17 protein-coding genes are annotated in these 17560 nt (G+C 49.3%); 15 read left to right on the forward strand and 2 right to left on the reverse strand.

What is annotated here, in order from left to right:
• Positions 1-34: 34 nt before the first annotated feature.
• Together BN4314_RS05950 and BN4314_RS05955 are read right to left on the reverse strand one after the other, a co-directional pair.
• A complete protein-coding gene (locus BN4314_RS05950) occupies positions 35-1072 on the reverse strand; it encodes an ABC transporter permease (RefSeq protein WP_021735148.1) in 1038 nt (345 codons plus the stop codon).
• A gap of 10 nt (positions 1073-1082) precedes the next feature.
• Entirely contained in the window at positions 1083-2075 is a 993-nt protein-coding gene (locus BN4314_RS05955; RefSeq protein WP_021735200.1) for an ABC transporter permease, read from the reverse strand.
• 431 nt (positions 2076-2506) lie between these two features.
• Here BN4314_RS05955 and BN4314_RS05960 point away from each other — a divergent pair, with 431 nt between their 5' ends.
• From BN4314_RS05960 to BN4314_RS06030, 15 genes are all read left to right on the forward strand, one after another.
• Complete coding sequence (locus BN4314_RS05960) at positions 2507-3433, forward strand: ABC transporter permease (protein ID WP_068540274.1); 927 nt, start codon at positions 2507-2509, stop codon at positions 3431-3433.
• Positions 3434-3441: 8 nt separating this feature from the next.
• Entirely contained in the window at positions 3442-4500 is a 1059-nt protein-coding gene (locus BN4314_RS05965; RefSeq protein WP_068540275.1) for an ABC transporter permease, read from the forward strand.
• Between the two features lie 17 nt (positions 4501-4517).
• The gene (locus BN4314_RS05970) at positions 4518-5540 is read left to right on the forward strand and encodes an ABC transporter ATP-binding protein (protein WP_021735169.1); all 1023 of its coding nucleotides are present in this window, start codon (positions 4518-4520) and stop codon (positions 5538-5540) included.
• 1 nt (position 5541) lies between these two features.
• A complete protein-coding gene (locus tag BN4314_RS05975; RefSeq protein ID WP_068540276.1) occupies positions 5542-6555 on the forward strand; it encodes an ABC transporter ATP-binding protein in 1014 nt (337 codons plus the stop codon).
• Between the two features lie 128 nt (positions 6556-6683).
• Positions 6684-8585: a peptide ABC transporter substrate-binding protein gene (locus tag BN4314_RS05980; protein ID WP_068540277.1), complete on the forward strand. Its 1902-nt coding sequence runs from the start codon at positions 6684-6686 to the stop codon at positions 8583-8585.
• A 222-nt stretch (positions 8586-8807) separates the two neighbouring features.
• Positions 8808-9290, forward strand: a complete 483-nt coding sequence (gene rnhA / locus BN4314_RS05985) for a ribonuclease HI (protein WP_068540278.1) — start codon at positions 8808-8810, stop codon at positions 9288-9290.
• 259 nt (positions 9291-9549) lie between these two features.
• A complete protein-coding gene (rpsA, locus tag BN4314_RS05990; RefSeq protein ID WP_068540279.1) occupies positions 9550-10764 on the forward strand; it encodes a 30S ribosomal protein S1 in 1215 nt (404 codons plus the stop codon).
• A 145-nt stretch (positions 10765-10909) separates the two neighbouring features.
• Positions 10910-12175: a peptidase T gene (gene pepT / locus BN4314_RS05995; protein WP_232309724.1), complete on the forward strand. Its 1266-nt coding sequence runs from the start codon at positions 10910-10912 to the stop codon at positions 12173-12175.
• On the forward strand, positions 12156-12785 hold the full coding sequence (gene coaE / locus BN4314_RS06000) for a dephospho-CoA kinase (RefSeq protein ID WP_082911191.1): 630 nt from the start codon (positions 12156-12158) through the stop codon (positions 12783-12785). Before pepT ends, coaE begins: the two co-directional genes overlap by 20 nt.
• A 135-nt stretch (positions 12786-12920) precedes the next feature.
• Positions 12921-13895: a glutamate ABC transporter substrate-binding protein gene (locus BN4314_RS06005; RefSeq protein ID WP_068540281.1), complete on the forward strand. Its 975-nt coding sequence runs from the start codon at positions 12921-12923 to the stop codon at positions 13893-13895.
• A 62-nt stretch (positions 13896-13957) separates the two neighbouring features.
• On the forward strand, positions 13958-14617 hold the full coding sequence (locus BN4314_RS06010) for an amino acid ABC transporter permease (protein ID WP_068540282.1): 660 nt from the start codon (positions 13958-13960) through the stop codon (positions 14615-14617).
• Entirely contained in the window at positions 14614-15456 is an 843-nt protein-coding gene (locus BN4314_RS06015) for an amino acid ABC transporter permease (protein ID WP_021735183.1), read from the forward strand. Before BN4314_RS06010 ends, BN4314_RS06015 begins: the two co-directional genes overlap by 4 nt.
• A gap of 55 nt (positions 15457-15511) precedes the next feature.
• A complete protein-coding gene (locus BN4314_RS06020) occupies positions 15512-16264 on the forward strand; it encodes an amino acid ABC transporter ATP-binding protein (RefSeq protein WP_148424870.1) in 753 nt (250 codons plus the stop codon).
• 61 nt (positions 16265-16325) lie between these two features.
• Positions 16326-17084, forward strand: coding sequence for a gamma-glutamyl-gamma-aminobutyrate hydrolase family protein (locus tag BN4314_RS06025; RefSeq protein ID WP_232309725.1), 759 nt, complete (start codon positions 16326-16328; stop codon positions 17082-17084).
• Positions 17085-17140: 56 nt separating this feature from the next.
• Positions 17141-17557 (forward strand): zinc ribbon domain-containing protein, encoded by a 417-nt coding sequence (locus tag BN4314_RS06030; RefSeq protein ID WP_021735213.1) that lies wholly within the window; start codon positions 17141-17143, stop codon positions 17555-17557.
• The last annotated feature ends 3 nt before the right edge of the window (positions 17558-17560 follow it).

A 17560-nucleotide genomic window follows, 5' to 3' on the forward strand; every position in this document is an offset into this window, starting at 1 on the left:
CGCCATACCCAAGACGTGAAATCACAAACTTTCTTTACGCCTTAGCGGTCTCGGTAGCAGCTGCATCCTCTTCGGCATCATCTTCTACAGTGCCGGCAGCGCGGGAATACGGATCGATTGCATCGCGCAGACCATCGCCGATGAGCTGCATGCTGACGCAGAGCACAATCAAAACGATAGAGGGAATGAGAATAACCCAGGGGGCAGAAAGCATAGCGGATGAACCCTGGCTCAAAAGGTAACCCAAAGATGTATCGGGAGCCTTGATGCCCAGACCCAAGAAGCTATAGGCAGTCTCGGAGTTAATACCACCAATAACACCCAGCACCGTGTCCAAAATCAAGATGGAACCAAGGTTGGGAATAAGGTGACGAATAATGGTCTTAATAGGGGAGACACCCATGTATTTTGCGGCACGAACATAGTCGCGTTCACGCAGAGAAAGCGCCATGGTACGCAGGGTACGAGCATAGCCAATCCAACCAAAGGCAGTCAGGCCCACAATCAGCATCCACCAGCCCTCAGTACCGCTGGAGGCACGAACCACCATGGCCACAAGCAAAAAACTTGGGATGATAAGTAGCATATCGAGGAACCACATGCCAATTTTTTCCGGAACGCCGCGTACATAAGCAATAGAGGTGCCAACAACTGCAGCGATGATGGTGGTTAGCACAGAGTAAATAATACCGATTGCCAAAGAACGGCCGAGGCCATGAACAACGCTGGCAAACAGATCAAAGCCACCGCCATCGGTACCAAACCAGTGCGTTGGATTGGGAGGTACGTTCAGCGCCGTGAAATCGGGGTCGGTATAGGTAAAGGGCGTCATATATGGCCCAAAAATAGCGAGAATGATCAGGATAATCAGGATAACAAGTCCCACCATAGCGCTACGCTGGCGCACAAAACGACGACCAATAAGTGAAAAATAGCCGATACGCTTGACCTCGCCACCAGAGCCACCCAGCTCGTCGGCCAATAGTTCGAGCTCTGCGTTGGTGAGGTGGACCTCATCAGGTTTTACGTCCGTATTTTCAGGGGACGCAAGCTGTCTTTTTTCTTCAGACATTGTGCTCTCCTTAGCTCATCTTGATTCGAGGATCGAGTGCTGCAGCAAAGAGGTCGGCAAGTAGAGCACCGACGAGCGTACAAGCACCACTGAAGGCGGCAACAGCAACCGCACCATGAATATTGTTGTTGTTGATGCAATTGATGAAGTATTCACCAAGACCGTGGATAGCAAAAATCTTCTCGGTCATAACAGCACCAGTAAAGATGCTAGCGATGGAGAAAGCTACAGATACGGCAGTAGGAATCAAAGAGGCGCGGAGCGCATGTTTGCGAATAGCCTGTTTTTTTGTAAGACCTTTTGCACGAGCAGTGCGCACATAGTCAGCGTGCATTTCGTCAAGCAAATACGTACGCTGACCTAAGTGATAACCAACGGCGCTGATAATAGTAAGGACGATGGTTGGCAGTAAAATGTGCTGAAGAAAGTCGAGCAGACTAACAAAGAAGTTGGAACCGCCGTAGCTGGAAAGTCCCGTTACATAGAAGATGCGTGTGCCAGCCGCGGTATTAACTTCGATTGCAAAAAATACAATCAGAATTGCCAAAACAACAGTTGGGATGACCATGAACAGTGAAGCGACACCGCTCCAAAAACGGTCTTGCCACTGGTATTGGCGTTGAGCTGTGTAGACACCAAGACTTACGCCGACCACGATAGAAATAATGGTAGCAAGTAACATGAGCTGGACAGAAGCGCCAATACGGGAAGAGATTTCGTTGTTAACCGAAGCGCCTGTTGGAGTCTTGCCAAAGTCAGCTTTGGTGAGAATGTCACCAATCCACTTTTGATAGCGCTCCATGATAGGTGTCTTATCGTTGAGGTTGGCAGCATTAAGTGCGCGCTCAATAGATTCTTGTGGGGGCCGTGGAGTACGAGACTCATAATTAGAACGTGGACTCATAAAAGCTGAGGCCAAAAAGAAAGTGAACGAGGTTGCTACAAAGATCATAACTATGTAGTTCAAAACTCGCTTAACGACGTATCCGACGAATCGCGCCATGAACGCTCCCCATTTCAGTCCGCATCGCACTTGATGCGGGAGACATACAGTTTTTGTTAACTGCTATCCCTTCTTGCATTATGCGTACATACAGAAGGCTCCGACAAGAAGCCTGCTGCATAACGCAGCGAGGCATGCCAATTAAACAGTGGGGTAATAGGGTACCTCACAGACAAAAGACACGCAGCACAGCATTCTATATACTACCATTTTTGAAATTCCCGCAGCAAATTTATGAAATCTTCTTCTGCGTACAGGGAGTTTACTGTTCATCTTTGCTAAACCTTTGGGCCCCCTAAATGAAACCCCCCTGTAATCTATCCGTAATGTGGGTTAGCAAAGATAATTTAAGTTTTGTTTAGATAAGTTTGCGTCATTCCACAAATTTTTGATGAGAGCTGAGAATTTATATCCGGCGACAGGAGAGCTTTATGAACTCAAAAGAAGTTGCCTACATCATCAAAAGGGTGCTCTTTGCTTTTGTCACCATCTGGGCAGTCATTACCATCACGTTTTTTGTAATGCACTCTGTGCCAGGTGGGCCCTTTGCGAGTGAGAAGGCAGTTACGCCTGCTGCAAAAGCAGCGCTTGAAGAGAAATTTGGTCTCAATAAGCCCTTGTTTGAGCAGTATCTCACTTACCTAGGTGGCGCTTCACACTTTGACTTTGGCCCCTCGCTCAAGCAGCGCGGTCGTGAGGTAACCACTATTGTTGCCGATGGTATGAAGACTTCAGCAAAGCTTGGTGTCGTTGCATTGATTATCGCTACAACATCAGGCGTTTTGCTTGGCGCTCTTGCCGCATTGAGGCGCAATACTATCGTCGATAAAATCATCATGGTTATCACGACAGCATTTGTATCGATGCCATCGTTTATTATGGGCACGCTGCTCTTATTACTTTTTGCCATTGAGTTGCATCTTTTGCCCGCAAATGGTGCAGCCAAAGGTGGCCTGATACTGCCTATTGTGACCTTGGCGCTTTATCCTATGGCCTATATTACGCGTTTGACCCGCTCTTCAATGCTTGATGTGTTAGGGCAAGACTACATTCGTACTGCCAAGGCAAAAGGCGTTTCGCAGCGCAATATTATTCTTAAGCATGCCCTCAAGAATTCCTTGATTCCCGTTATTACGTATCTGGGGCCCGAGCTTGCCTACATCACCACAGGCTCTTTGGTTGTTGAGCAGATCTTTGCGGTACCTGGCATTGGCCGTGCATTTGTTAACTCAATTACTGGTCGTGATTACCCGCTCATCATGGGTACCACAATCATTCTTGCCACACTCATTGTGGTTATGAACCTTGTAAGTGACATTTTGTATCGCGTGGTTGATCCGCGCATCAGCCTGGATTAGGAGTGATGATGAACAAGAATCCCCTGAGTATGCAGGTTGACATGGACGATTTCCTTCCTGCATCTGAGGAAGAAAAGTTCTACATGGTGCAAATGCGCGCCAGCTCGACCTTCTTCCGTGATGGTTGTAAGCGTTTTTACAAAAACAAAGTTGCTTTTACCAGCTTGGTAGTCATTGTGTTGATTGTTATCTCAGCCGTCGTACTGCCTATCGTGTGGCCCTATTCCTATGATGTGCAGCTGGGCGTTCAACCAGGCAAGCCTGTTGATGCTTCTTATAACAACTTGGCTCCAATGGAGTATTCCCACAGCGAACAACAAATGATGAAAGATGGTCAGTCTGTCTTCCCACACTTTTTTGGTACTGACGCTTCTGGTCGTGACTACTTCATTCGTGTCGTCTATGGCACACGTATCTCGTTGGCCGTAGGGTTTTTTGCTTCCATCATCGTATTGATTGTGGGTCTGACTATGGGCTCCATCGCAGGCTTTGCGGGTGGTCGCATCGACATGGCAATCATGCGCATCGTTGACATTATCTATTCTCTGCCCGACATGTTGATGGTTATCTTGCTGGCATCGGTTATGCGCGCAAGCTTGGGCAGCGTTTTTGATGGCACGGTGTTCGCCAAAATTGGTTCGAATATTTTGTCCCTGTTCATCATCTTTGCATTGTTATATTGGTGCTCGATGGCACGTCTCATTCGTGGCCAGATTTTGTCTTTGCGCGAGCAGGAATATGTTCTTGCCGCTCAGGCGGCAGGTGCCAAGGCAAAGTGGATTATCACAAAGCATCTCATTCCCAACTGCATTTCTATCATTATCATTTCGACAGCACTGCAAATTCCCTCTGCAATCTTTACGGAGAGCTTCCTGTCTTTTTTGGGTTTGGGCGTCAATGCTCCTATGCCTTCGCTGGGTTCACTCGCTTCCGATGCTCTGAACGGTATTTCAAGCTATCCCTCGCGTTTGGCAATTCCGGCTCTTGCAATTTCTCTCATCGTCTTGGGTCTTAACCTCTTTGGCGATGGTTTGCGTGACGCATTTGATCCCAAACTGAACAACTAGGAAGGGAGGGGATTTAGATGGCGCTTCTTGAAGTAAAGGATTTGCATACATCCTTCTTTACGGATGCAGGAGAGGTAAAGGCCGTTAACGGTGTGAGCTTCAACCTTGATCATGGCAAGGTGTTGGGCATCGTAGGCGAGTCCGGTTCGGGCAAGTCAGTAACTGCGTATTCCATCATGCAAATCTTGGCCCCTACAGGAAAAATTGTCGGTGGCTCTATCAAGCTTGATGGTCAAGAGCTGGTGGGTGCAGGCGAGCAGGTCATGCGAAATGTGCGTGGCAACAAAGTCTCAATTATTTTCCAGGATCCGATGACCTCTTTGAATCCCACCCTGAGCATTGGTCACCAGCTAATGGAAGCCATTCTTTTGCATACCGATCGCACACGCGAACAAGCGGAAGCGCGTGCCATTGAGATGTTGAGCTTGGTTAATGTCAATGAGCCTGCAAAGCGTATGAAGCAGTATCCACACGAGTTTTCCGGCGGTATGCGCCAGCGTGTCATGATTGCTATGGCGCTTGCCTGCGAACCCGATATTTTGATTGCAGATGAGCCGACTACGGCGCTTGACGTAACGATTCAAGCACAGATTCTCGAGTTGATGCAAAAGCTACAGCGCGAGATGGGTATGGCAATTATCATGATTACCCATGACCTGGGTGTTGTTGCCCAGATGTGCGATGAGATTGTTGTTATGTATGCGGGTTCTTATTGCGAGCGTGGTACCGCGGATGAGATTTTCTACAACCCACGTCATGAGTACACTCGCGGTCTGCTTCGCTCTATTCCGACGTTAGGATCGATGGGTCAAAAGCTGCATCCTATTACGGGTACCCCGATTGACCTGCTCAATCTTCCTGAGGGCTGTCCCTTTGCTCCTCGTTGCGAAAAGGCAATGAAGATTTGTATTAAGCACCCCGCCGAGTCGATGGATATCAATGCATTCCACAAAGCGTCCTGTTGGCTTAATGTCAAAGATCTCTGCGAAAAGCAACAGCCTGCTTCTGTTGTGAGCGCTCAGGAAGGAGGCGAGGCATAAGATGGCTGACGAAATCAAAGCCTCTGCAAATAAGGAAACTCCTTTGGTTGAAATTCGCAACTTCAAGAAGTACTTTCCCGTAAAGACAGGCTTCTTTGGTTCGACACCGCTTAAGGCAGTTGATGATGTCTCGTTTTCGATTAAGCGTGGCGAGACTTTGGGCCTGGTAGGTGAGTCTGGCTGCGGCAAAACTACCGTCGGCCGCACAATTTTGCACTTATACGAACCTACCGCAGGGCAAGTTATTTACAACGGCAAACCTGTCAATTCCAAATCAAAAGAAGAGATGGCAGAGTTCCGCCGCAAAACGACGATGGTCTTTCAAGACCCCTATTCCTCACTGAATCCTCGTATGACGGTTTCCGATATTATCGGCGAACCTTTGGATATACATGGCATGTGCAGCTCAAAAAAGGAGCGTATGGATCGCATACTTGAGCTAATGGATCGCGTAGGTCTCAACTCCGAACATGCCTCGCGTTATGCTCATGAGTTTTCAGGTGGTCAACGTCAGCGTATTGGTATTGCCCGTGCTTTGGCAAGCGGCCCTGAATTTATTGTCTGTGACGAGCCTGTCTCGGCGCTAGACGTCTCCATTCAGGCGCAGGTCATCAATATGTTTGACGAGCTGCAAGACGAGCTTGGTCTGACGTATCTGTTTATTGCTCATGACCTTCTGGTGGTGCGGCATATTTCCGACCGTATTGCGGTTATGTATTTGGGCAAGATGGTTGAGCTGTCAGATGCTGCTGAAATCTATGATCATCCCATGCATCCCTATAGCAAGTCATTGCTTTCCGCAGTACCCATTCCTGATCCCAAGATCGCTCGTGCCAACAAGCGAATTCCTTTGCAGGGCGATATCCCAAGTCCTCTGCATGCGCCTTCGGGTTGTCCGTTTCGTACGAGATGTCCGTTTGCCAATGAGAGTTGTTCTGCTTCCATGCCTGAATTCAAGGAGGTTAAACCAGGTCATTTTGTCGCTTGCCATCGCGTGGAAGAGATTAATTCTTAAACATATTAATTCTTAGGTTCATCTTGGTTTCTGTTGCACTAAAAGTGCACTGAAATACTTGGTAACAGTTCACTGTTATCAGAAGCTAGACAGTATCAAGTCTCAGATCCGATAAAGGGGGAGTTAGCATGTCTCAGCTCACACGTAGGAATTTTGTTAAGACCGTTGGCCTAGCTGGTCTGACCTCGATGCTCGCTGCATGCGGCAACGGTGGTGGATCTGGTTCTGGGTCTGCAGCCGCAGGCGAGACTATCGACAGCATTGGTGTTTGCTTGGCTTCCGAGCCCGATAGTATCGATCCTGCTCTCAACTCTGCAGTTGATGGCGCCACGTTGATTTCTCACCTTTTTGCTGGTCTTGCAAAATGGGAGAAAGATGGTGAAGAGTTCAAAATTGTTCCCGACTGCGCGACCGAGCTTCCTAAGGGTGAAGATACTGGTGATGGAAAGCTCACCTATACCTATATTTTGCGCGACGGTCTGAAGTGGAGCGATGGCAAGGATTTGACGGCCAACGATATTGTCTACTCTTGGAACCGTGCTGCAGGACCTGCGCTCTCTGGTGACTACAACTATATGTTTGACCAGATTGATGGTTATGACGCAATGTGGGAGTCTAGGGATACGGGTGAGACAAAGAAGAATGAAGAGACAGGTGAAGAGGAGCCTGTTCTCGAGTTTGTAAATCCCGATGCCAAGCTCAATGTCACTGCCAAAGATGATAAGACCCTTGTGGTTGTTGCATCCAAGAGCTGCGAGCCTTACTGGAATGAGCTGCTTGCCTTCCCGACCTTCTTCCCCGTTCGCGAGGATGTCGTTAAGAGCGATAAGTGGGCAACTGATCCTTCGACCTATGTCAGCAATGGCGCCTACAAGATGACCGCCTGGGATCACAACTCTGTGATTAGCGTTGAGAAAAATGAGAACTACCACAATGCCGATGTGGTCACGATGAAGGAGATTCAGTTCTACCTCTCTGACGATGCGAATAATATGCTCTCTAACTTTGAGAATGGCACGTGGCAGCTCATCGATGATGTTCCCACCAATGAGATTGCTTCTCTGAAGGAAAAGTATCCTGATGAGTTTAAGGTTGATGGCCAGCTGGGCACCTATTATGTCAACTGGAACGTCAATCTTGAGATTCTTCCTGCTGGTACCAATCTTACTGGTGCCGAGGCCGAGAATGCGCGCTCCGAAATCCGCAAGGCAATCGCTTTGCTCTTTGACCGCAACCACATCATCAACGATATTGCTCAGGGTGGACAGGTGCCCGCTTCTTCCTTTGTTGCTATGGGCATGACTGACGCTGACGGCTCTCAGTTCTACGAGAACGCTGGTGACAAAAAGAAGAATGGTTATATTGGCTACATTGATGTTGCAGACGAGTCTTTAGAGAAGAACTTCGCTGCTGCTATTGAGACGCTGAAGAAGTACTACAAGTATGACGAGAAGAAAAAGACCTTTAGTGACTTCCCCTCTTTGACCTACCTGTACAATACCCAGGAATCTCACAAGATGATTGGCGAGTACCTACAGGCGGCGCTCTCTGGTATCGGCATCAATGTCAAGCTAGAAAACCAAGAGTGGAACACCTTCCTCAATACTCGTAAGAACGGCGACTACGGTATCGCACGTAATGGCTGGGTGGCAGACTATAACTACCCGATGACCTTCCTGGATATGTGGACGACGCAATCTGGTAACAATGACGTCCAGTTTGGTAAGGGTGCCCACGCAAGTCTTAAGGCCTATAGCGTTGATACCACTGATGCGGGTGGTGACCTCAAGGTTGAGAATGGTACGTGGGCTGAGACCTATGACAAGCTGATTGATGCCATCAAGGCTGAAGCTGACAGCAAAAAGGCCTACGCTTTGATGCACAAGGCAGAAGATTTGCTGATGTCTACCGGTTGTATCTGCCCTCTGTACTTCTACACCGACCTTTATATGGTTGACAAGAACCTCAAGGGCTTCTTCAGCATTCCTCTGGGCTACAAGTTCTTTACGTATACCACGCTTAAGAAGTAGTTTTGCGTGTAGCTGGCGGTGCGCTTGCGCTGTCATGCAGGTTTGAATGAGAGGCGGCTGCCTTCGGGCGGTCGCCTTTTTGGCGCTGAGGCTAGGTGTTTGGGATGACCTGACGGGGGCACGACTGCACTGAGCGAGTAAAGGTAAGCGACAGCGATGGTGGCATGAGATGGGTAAGAACTCCAATTACCTATAGACTAGGAAGGGTAAAAGGAGGTGCCGATGCGGGTGACGATATATACCGACGGATCAAGTCGAGGTAATCCAGGCCCTGGTGGCTATGGTGCAGTGCTCATATATACAGATAAGCAGGGCGTAGAGCATCGTCGCGAGTTATCTGCAGGATATCAGCGTACAACCAACAATCGTATGGAGCTAATGGCGGTCATCGCGGGTTTAGAGGCGCTTAAAAAGCCCTGTGAAGTAGAAGTGCATTCTGACTCCCAATATGTCGTTAACGCCTTTAACAAGCATTGGGTAGATGGCTGGAAATCTCGCGGTTGGAAAACCGCCTCAAAACAGCCTGTCAAAAACCCTGATCTTTGGTGCCGCCTCCTACAAGCAAAACAGCCCCACAAAGTGAGCTTCATATGGGTCAAAGGGCACGCAGGTCAAGAGCTTAATGAGCGCTGCGATGAACTGGCAACCAAGGCAGCAGACGGCGAGTTGGGCCCCCTTCTTATTGACAAAGGTTTTACCAATTAAGCCAAACTATGTTTTCTGAAAAAAAGTGCATGAAACTCTGGCTTGCCGCTTGAAATTAACCGCCGTTACAGGGTAATCTATACTTCGTGTGAGTTCTGCCCACACACTGTATCTGTTGGCCCCCGATAGCAAGGTCAGTTTCCACACGTGCGAGGTTGCACGGCGAGCGGGCGCGTTGCGGCGCCCACCGTACGTTAGACAGCGCCCTACGGCAGCGATCACCGCGATCGGGGCCCCGTTGTTCGAAAGGGGTCCACCTTTGAGTGAGATTCAAAACTCGTCCGTCTTTGCGTTGGATGAAGTATCCGATGAGGAGATGAACAAGCTCATTGACGGCACTATTACTGCTTTTGATGAGGGCGACTTGGTCACTGGCACCGTCGTCAAGATTGAGCATGATGAGGTTCTGCTGGACATTGGTTTTAAGAGCGAGGGCGTTATTCCTTCTCGTGAGCTCTCCATCCGCAAGGATGTTGATCCCTCCGAGATTGTGCACCTTGGCGATCAAATTGAGGCTTTAGTTCTCCAGAAGGAGGACAAGGAAGGCCGTTTGATTCTCTCCAAGAAGCGCGCTGAGTACGAACGTGCTTGGAATAGTGTCGAGGAGAAGTTCAACGCCAATGAGAACGTCGAAGGCGAAGTTATTGAGGTTGTTAAGGGCGGTCTTATCCTTGACATTGGCCTGCGTGGCTTCCTGCCTGCTTCTCTTGTTGACCTTCGCCGCGTCAAGGATCTCGCAGCATTCATGGGCACGCGTATTGAGGCTCGTGTTATCGAGATGGACCGTAACCGCAACAACGTTGTCCTTTCTCGCCGTGTTGTTCTTGAGGAGGCTCGCAAGGCCGAGCGTTCCGACATCCTCTCCAAGCTCAAGCCTGGCATGCACCTCAAGGGTCAGGTTTCCTCCATCGTCGACTTCGGTGCTTTTGTCGACCTTGGCGGTATCGATGGTCTGGTTCACATCTCTGAGCTCTCTTGGAATCACGTTAACCACCCCTCTGAGGTTGTTAAGGTCGGCCAGGAGATTGAGGTTCAGGTTCTCGATGTGGATCTCAACCGTGAGCGCATCTCCTTGGGTCTCAAGCAGACCACCGAGGATCCTTGGCGTGTTCTCGTCAAGAAGTATCCCGTTGGCGCTATCGTTGAGGGTGTTGTTACCAAGCTCGTCTCCTTTGGTGCCTTTGTCGACTTGGGCGACGGCGTCGAGGGTCTCGTGCACATCTCCGAGATGGCACGCCAGCACGTCGAACAGCCCAGCCAGGTCTGCAGCGTTGGTACCAAGGTCCAGGTCAAGGTCATGGAGATTGACCTCGACCGTCGTCGTATCTCCCTGTCGATGAAGTCTGCTGCTGAGACTCTTGGCTTTGAGGTTGACGTGACGCCGCTCGAGAATCCGGAGGCTGCTGAAGCTGCTGAAACTGCTGAGGAGTCCGAGCCTGTCGAGGCTGAAGTTGAGGCTACCGAGGCTGAGTAAGCTTGTGTTTTGTCCGCTTTGCTCGGATATATAGTTCGTTTAGGCGGAGTCGCTCTGTGTGACTCCGCTTTTATTATGATGAAAGTCATTTTCTTGCTGAGTAATTGCTTGTTCAGGCGCGCATTCTCAAGGTTTAGGAGCAGTCATGGCAAAAGAGAATATGAGTGATGTAGTTGCGCGACTTATGAGGTATTGTGCTATTCCCTCACCCTCAGATGCTCTTTCTCAAAGCGGTGTTCCTTCATCTCCCGAACAGCATACGATGTCAGCTTGCATTGCAGATGATTTGCGTGAGCTGGGAGCCGAGGACGTAAGCATGGATGAGCATGCCTATGTTATTGCTCACTGGCCAGCGAGTGTGGGCGCAAAAAACCTGCCTACCTTGGGCTTTTGTTGTCATGTTGATACCGTACGTCAGCTGCATAATGCTCCTGTCTGTCCCCAGATAGTGACCTATCCGGGTGGTCGCTATGTGATTGGATGCGATAGTGACGGTAATGAAGTTGCTATCAGCCCAAAGACAAATCCTCAGCTGGCGCAGATGGTAGGAGAAAAGCTCATCTGCGCAGATGGGACTACCTTATTAGGCGCCGATGACAAAGCAGGTTGCGCAGAGATCATCTCTCTGCTTGCGCGTCTCAAGGACAATCCCGGCCTGCCACATCCGCGTCTTGCGCTAGCTTTTGTGCCTGATGAGGAGATTGGTCATGGAGCCTCCCTGCTTGACCTTGAGCGTTTTGGTGCACGTTGGGGCTATACCATTGATGGTGGTCCGATGGGGGAGTTTTGTTATGAGACCTTTAACGCCGCAGAGGCCCGTCTCAAGGCGCGTGGTGTTTCGGTACATACGGGTACCGCAAAAGGTTTGATGATTAATGCCGCCGAATGTTTAATGCACTACAACGAGTTGCTACCCGCACAGGATCGTCCTGAATATACCGAGGGGCGTGATGGTTTTTATTATCTAGAGCGGATATGTGGTGACTGTGAGACGGCGACAGCCGATTACATTATTCGTGATCACGATGCGCTTAAGTTTGCCCAGCGTAAGCACTTGATGCAGGATGCGGTAGATTACTTTAATCAGCGCATGGGTGCTAAAGTTCTTAGTATCGATATCCATGATCAGTATCACAATCTGGCAGATATTGTGTTACTTCTAGAAAATGCCCCTCTTATTGAGCGCGCCCGTGCTGCATACAAGACGGTGGGCTATGAGATGAAGTGTATTCCCATGCGAGGTGGCACCGATGGTTCTCAACTTTCTTTCCGTGGGTTTGCATGCGCAAATCTTTCTGCCTGCTATTACAATGCACATGGACCCATGGAATTTGTTCCGGTAGCCGAGCTCGAGAGCATGGTCGATATGCTCCAAGAATTGGTGGCACTTTATGCTCAGCCCAATGCCTAAAACAGGCAAAGCGCGGATAGTATTTCTCGTAGGTGGCATTGCTTCGGGAAAGTCAAGCGTGGCAGCTCAGCTCGAGCGCTTGGGCGCCATATGCATTGATCTTGACCAAATTTCGCGCGAAGTATTGGTTCCGGGCTCTGCCTTGCTTAAAGATATTGCAAAAGAATTTGGAGCAGATCTTATCCAGGCAGATGGAAGCCTTGATCGACACAAGTTGGCCCTCAGGGCTTTTGTGAGCGCTGAACGTACGGCGACTCTCGAGGCGCTCGAACTGCCCGCAATTAAAAAGGAGCTTGTAGAGCGCATTAAATGTATTCAGCTAGTCCAAAAACAGGCGCCCTGTATTGTGGTTGAGGTTCCGCTTCCCGATAAAATGGGGCCGCTTTTGGAGCTCGCGGATGAGGTGCTTGGTGTTATCTGTCCGCGAGAACTTCGTCGTATACGTGCTCTTGATCGTGGTATGAGCGAGCATGACTTCGAGCGACGTGTCGCTCGTCAACTCAGTGATGCTGACTTGCTGGCCCTCTGCGACACTACACTCGATAACTCAGGTGATCAAGAAAGTCTCAAAGAGCAGTTACAAAAGTGGTGGAACGAACGTTTTGTGTAGCATTTTTTAGCATCACGTAATGAGCAAGTTACACGATGATTTTTGCAGGTATGAGCAGAACTCGACTTGGGTACAGTAAAAAACTAAGCGAGTATTCTGTCCGATGAAACTTGCTCATCACGAAAGGATGTACGTATGGCAACTCTAGACTCTAATCTTTCCCGTCGCCAAGTCTTTGGTTTGGGTGGTATCGCCTCTGTTGCCGCCTTTGGTCTTGTAGCTTGTGGCGGTCAGTCAGCTGATGCACCCAAGGACAAGGATGGAAGTGCTGTTGACGAGACGGTACAGATTGATGCCAAGATCTACGATGATGTAATCTCTGCTGGTACTACCGCAGATGATGCTGCAATTACAGCTAATAGCTGGGCAAAAAAGATTAAGGGTGCTGGTGAGTTTCGTGTTGGCGGCGTTGATACATCTACGCTATTTGCCCTTCGCGACCCCGAAAGTCAAGCAATTCGAGGTTTTGATGCGGGCCTTTATCAGCTGCTCACCCGCTATATTTTGGGTGATGAGTCAAAGGTAAAGTTTACGCAGGTCACCTCTGATACTCGTGAGTCTTTGCTCCAAAACGACAATGTTGACGCTGTCTTTGCAACGTATTCCATTACTGACGATCGCAAGAAGCTGATTTCTTTTGCAGGTCCCTATTATGAGAGCCAACAGGGCATTTTAGTGGCTGCCGATAATACTGATATCAACGGTATTGATGACCTTGCAGGCAAAAATGTGGCCGCTCAGTCTGGCTCGACTGGACCCTCCATTCTTGAGAAAGAGGCGCCCAAGGCAAATGTCCAAGAATACAAGACCGATGAGGAAGCTCGCCGCGATCTGGAGCAGGGTCGCGTTGATGCGTATGTTATCGATATGACCATGCAGGTTAGCTCTATGGCTAAAAATCCTGGTAAGTATCGTATCGCTGGTGATGCCTTTGGCCCTATTGATGCCTATGGTATTGGTCTTCCCAAAGATTGCGATGGAGTCAAGTTTGTTAACGACTGGCTCAAGGCCATCGAAGAGGATGGCACCTGGGAGAAACTCTGGAAGGTTTGCATTGGCGACCGTACCAACATCAAGGAGGTTCCTACGCCTCCCGCAATTGGGGCCTAAGTTTTTGTAAGTTTTGGCCCCCGTGCGACGAGCGCGGGGGCTTTATTTTGGGAGGAGTGTGAATGGGGATTTCCGAGCTGATGGCAGAGTATGGCAGCAAATACCTCTTGGCTCTTTTGAGTACCTGGCAGCTGACCCTGATCTCATTCGCCCTGGGTATGATACTTGCTATTGTGGTAACCATCATGCGCGTGTCGCCTATCAAGCCACTACGGGTGCTCGGCGACTTTTATGTACAGGTATTTCGCAATATCGCAGGAGTTTCTCTGCTTATCATTGTCTACTACGCTCTGCCGTATTTAGGTTTGGTGCTTAAGCCTCTGACCTGCGTAATTATTACGGTTACTCTCATCGGTTCGGCTTTTGGTTCTGAGAACTTTATGACAGGTATCAATACAATCGGCGTGGGTCAAATTGAGGCGGCGCGCTCTATCGGCTTGAGCTTCTTCCAGATTATTCGTCATATTGTGGCACCCCAAGCTTTGCGTTCGGTGGTGCTGCCCATGACTAATCTGCTGATTGCGGTCATGCTCACGACAGCGTTAGGTTCGCAGATCCCACTTAATCCTCAAGAACTGACGGGTTTGGTGAGCTACATCAATACTCGTACTACGGGTGGTATTACGACCTTTTTGATTTCTGCTTTGGGATATGTCCTCACAGCGCTGGTGATAGGTTATGTTGGCAATCGCCTTGACAAGAAGGTGAGGATTCTGCGATGAGCGTACATGTTTCTGTACGTGATTATCTTTATGAGGAGCCAGGCCCCAAGACGCGTCGTGCCATTCGCCTGTGCACGGCTATCTCGGCAGTAGCGCTTGTAGCTCTGCTTGCTTTGATAGTGCGCAGCTTTGCGGTAGCAGGCCAGTTGGATCCAAAGTACTGGTCTTTCTTCCTTTCGTCTGCAACCTGGCGTTTTTTGGGAATGGGACTTGTCGGCACTATAGAAGTGGCGCTTACTGCTGGCATACTTGCGCTGGTACTGGGCTTTCTATTGATGTTGATGCGCATGAGTTCCTATGCTGTCCTGCGGGGCATCGCGCGCGTCATCACGGAGTTTTTCCGTGGTGTACCCAGCCTGTTGCTGATTTACTTTTTCTTTCTCGTCATTCCTCAGTACGGCTTCAAAATGCATACCTTCTGGATGATTACAACGCCTGTAGCACTGGCGGCATCCGCGGTACTCGCTGAAGTTTTTCGTGCAGGTATGAACGCAGTTCCTGTAGGTCAGACAGAAGCAGCACTTTCTTTAGGTATGCGCCCTTTCATGGTCAAAATGAAGATTGTTTTTCCTCAGGCCGTGCGCATAGTTATTCCCTCGTTGATTTCTCAGCTTGTGGTTGTAGTGAAAGATACAACCGTTGCCTATGTGGTGAGCTTCCCCGATATGTTGCAAAATGCTCGCGTACTCATTGCTAACTATGATGCCTTGGTATCGACTTACCTTGTTATTGCCGTGGTTTATATTCTGATTAATTATGGTGTCAATCAGCTGGCCATATATGTTTCCAAGCGCAGTGGTGGAACAATTGTAACTCAGACCAACATCGATCCTGTGTGAGCTGCTCGCACGCAGCAAAGAGGATTTTGAGCTCAAAATACGAAATGGAGTCATCATGAGCAGTACCGAGCAGATCCCTGTCATAGAACTTCGTCATGTTGACAAACACTATGGTCAGCTACATGTACTCAATGATATTAATTTGACTGTTAATAGGGGAGAGGTATTAGTCGTCATTGGACCGTCTGGTTCAGGTAAGTCGACTATGTGTCGTACGATTAACCGTCTTGAATGTATTGATTCTGGTGAAATTCTCATTGATGGCCAGGCGCTCCCGCAAGAAGGCAAGGAGCTTGCAGCCGTGCGTGCGGAATTAGGCATGGTATTTCAGAACTTCAACCTCTTTGCACATAAGACCATTCTTGAAAACGTCACGATGGGTCCTGTTGAGGTACTCAAAGTCCCACGTAAAGAGGCGGAAGAACGTGCGATGGCTTTGTTGAGGCGCGTGGGTGTAGCCGAGCAGGCAAACAAAGTACCCGCACAGCTTTCTGGCGGTCAACAGCAGCGTGTAGCTATTGCACGCTCCCTTGCAATGCAGCCCAAAGCGATGCTTTTTGATGAGCCTACCAGCGCCCTTGACCCCGAGATGATCAACGAGGTGCTTGATGTTATGGTTGAGCTTGCGCGTGCAGGTATGACCATGATTGTCATTACCCATGAGATGAGCTTTGCTCGCCGTGTGGCGCATCGCGTTGTTTTTATGGCGGATGGAGAGATTATCGAGCAGGGTACCCCTGATGAATTCTTTGATCACCCCAAGACTGAGCGTGCTAAGGAATTTCTTGACTCAATTATGGGACATTAGGCCCCTATTGGTGATAGGGTAGTGAGCGTTTGTAAGACGAGCTTGCAAGGAAGGTTGTAGTGTGGATAAGAAGGTCAAACGTCCGAGGATTTGTGTTCCACCCCGCATGGAAGAGCGGACTGCTCCTGTGTCGGTTGATAATTTTCTCGCGCCACTTGAGGGCGGTGCCTCTGACTTTGTTGATGCCATTATCGCTGCGGGCGGTATGCCAGTTTTAATGCCTATGACTCATGATGACTCTTTAATCGCTGAGTATGTGGAATTCTGCTCTGGTTTGGCAATCCCTGGGGGAGAGGACGTGGATCCTGCACTGTGGGGTAGTGAGGATTCCTACGACGAGAGTCTGCTCAATCACGACCGCGATCAGCTTGAGCTTGCACTTATCAAGGGCTTTCGTGCCGCAAACAAGCCTATCTTTGCTACCTGTCGTGGTATGCAGATACTCAATGTTGCCTATGGTGGCACCCTCGATATGGCCATCGAGAAGCGCCAGCCTCTGCCCGGAATGATGCTTTGGCATCATACAGGCATTTTGTCATCGCCAGCGCACCCCATTGATATTGTTGAAGATTCCCTGCTCTATCACTGCGTGGGTGATGTCACGATGGTTCAAGCCAATTCTTCACATCACTGTAGTGTTTTGAAGCTGGGTAAAGGGCTCAATCAGACTGGCCAAGCCACGGATGGAATTCCTGAAGCGATTGAAGATCCCCGTGCGCATTTTGTACTCGGCGTACAGTGGCATCCTGAGTATACATGGCAGCGCAACGAGACCGATGCATGCATCTGGCGTTCGTTTGTTAACGCTTGTAGAGCTTAGTCAGGCTGTACACAGCATTCATGTCTATACTTGAGCTTACGAACAAAGGAGTTCCTATGAATGATAAGTTGTATGAGTTGCAGCAAAAGATCAACCTCTGGATGCAGGGGCGTAATGGTGCCGATACCTTGAGCAATACGAGTATTTGGTCGGGTATCATCCTTTATATCATCGGATTGATTTCGCACGTAGCTGCGCTGAACTTTATCGCGTTGGTGTTGGTGGTCTATGCCTTTTTCCGTATGACCTCACGCAGTCTTGATGCACGTGCCAAGGAAAATAAGGCGTTTCTCAAGCAGGTCGGTCCCTTGCGTCCTTGGTTCAAAAACCCTGCAGCTGCGTGGAACGAGTTCCGTAGCTATAAGCACTTTAAATGCCCTCATTGTGCTCAGCGTATGCGTGTTCCTCGCGGTCGCGGCAAGCTGCGTGTTAGCTGCCCCAAGTGCCATCACAAGTTTGAGTGTGAGTCCTAGTTC

It is taken from the genome of Olegusella massiliensis, from assembly GCF_900078545.1.
Classification (GTDB): Bacteria; Actinomycetota; Coriobacteriia; order Coriobacteriales; family Atopobiaceae; genus Olegusella; species Olegusella massiliensis.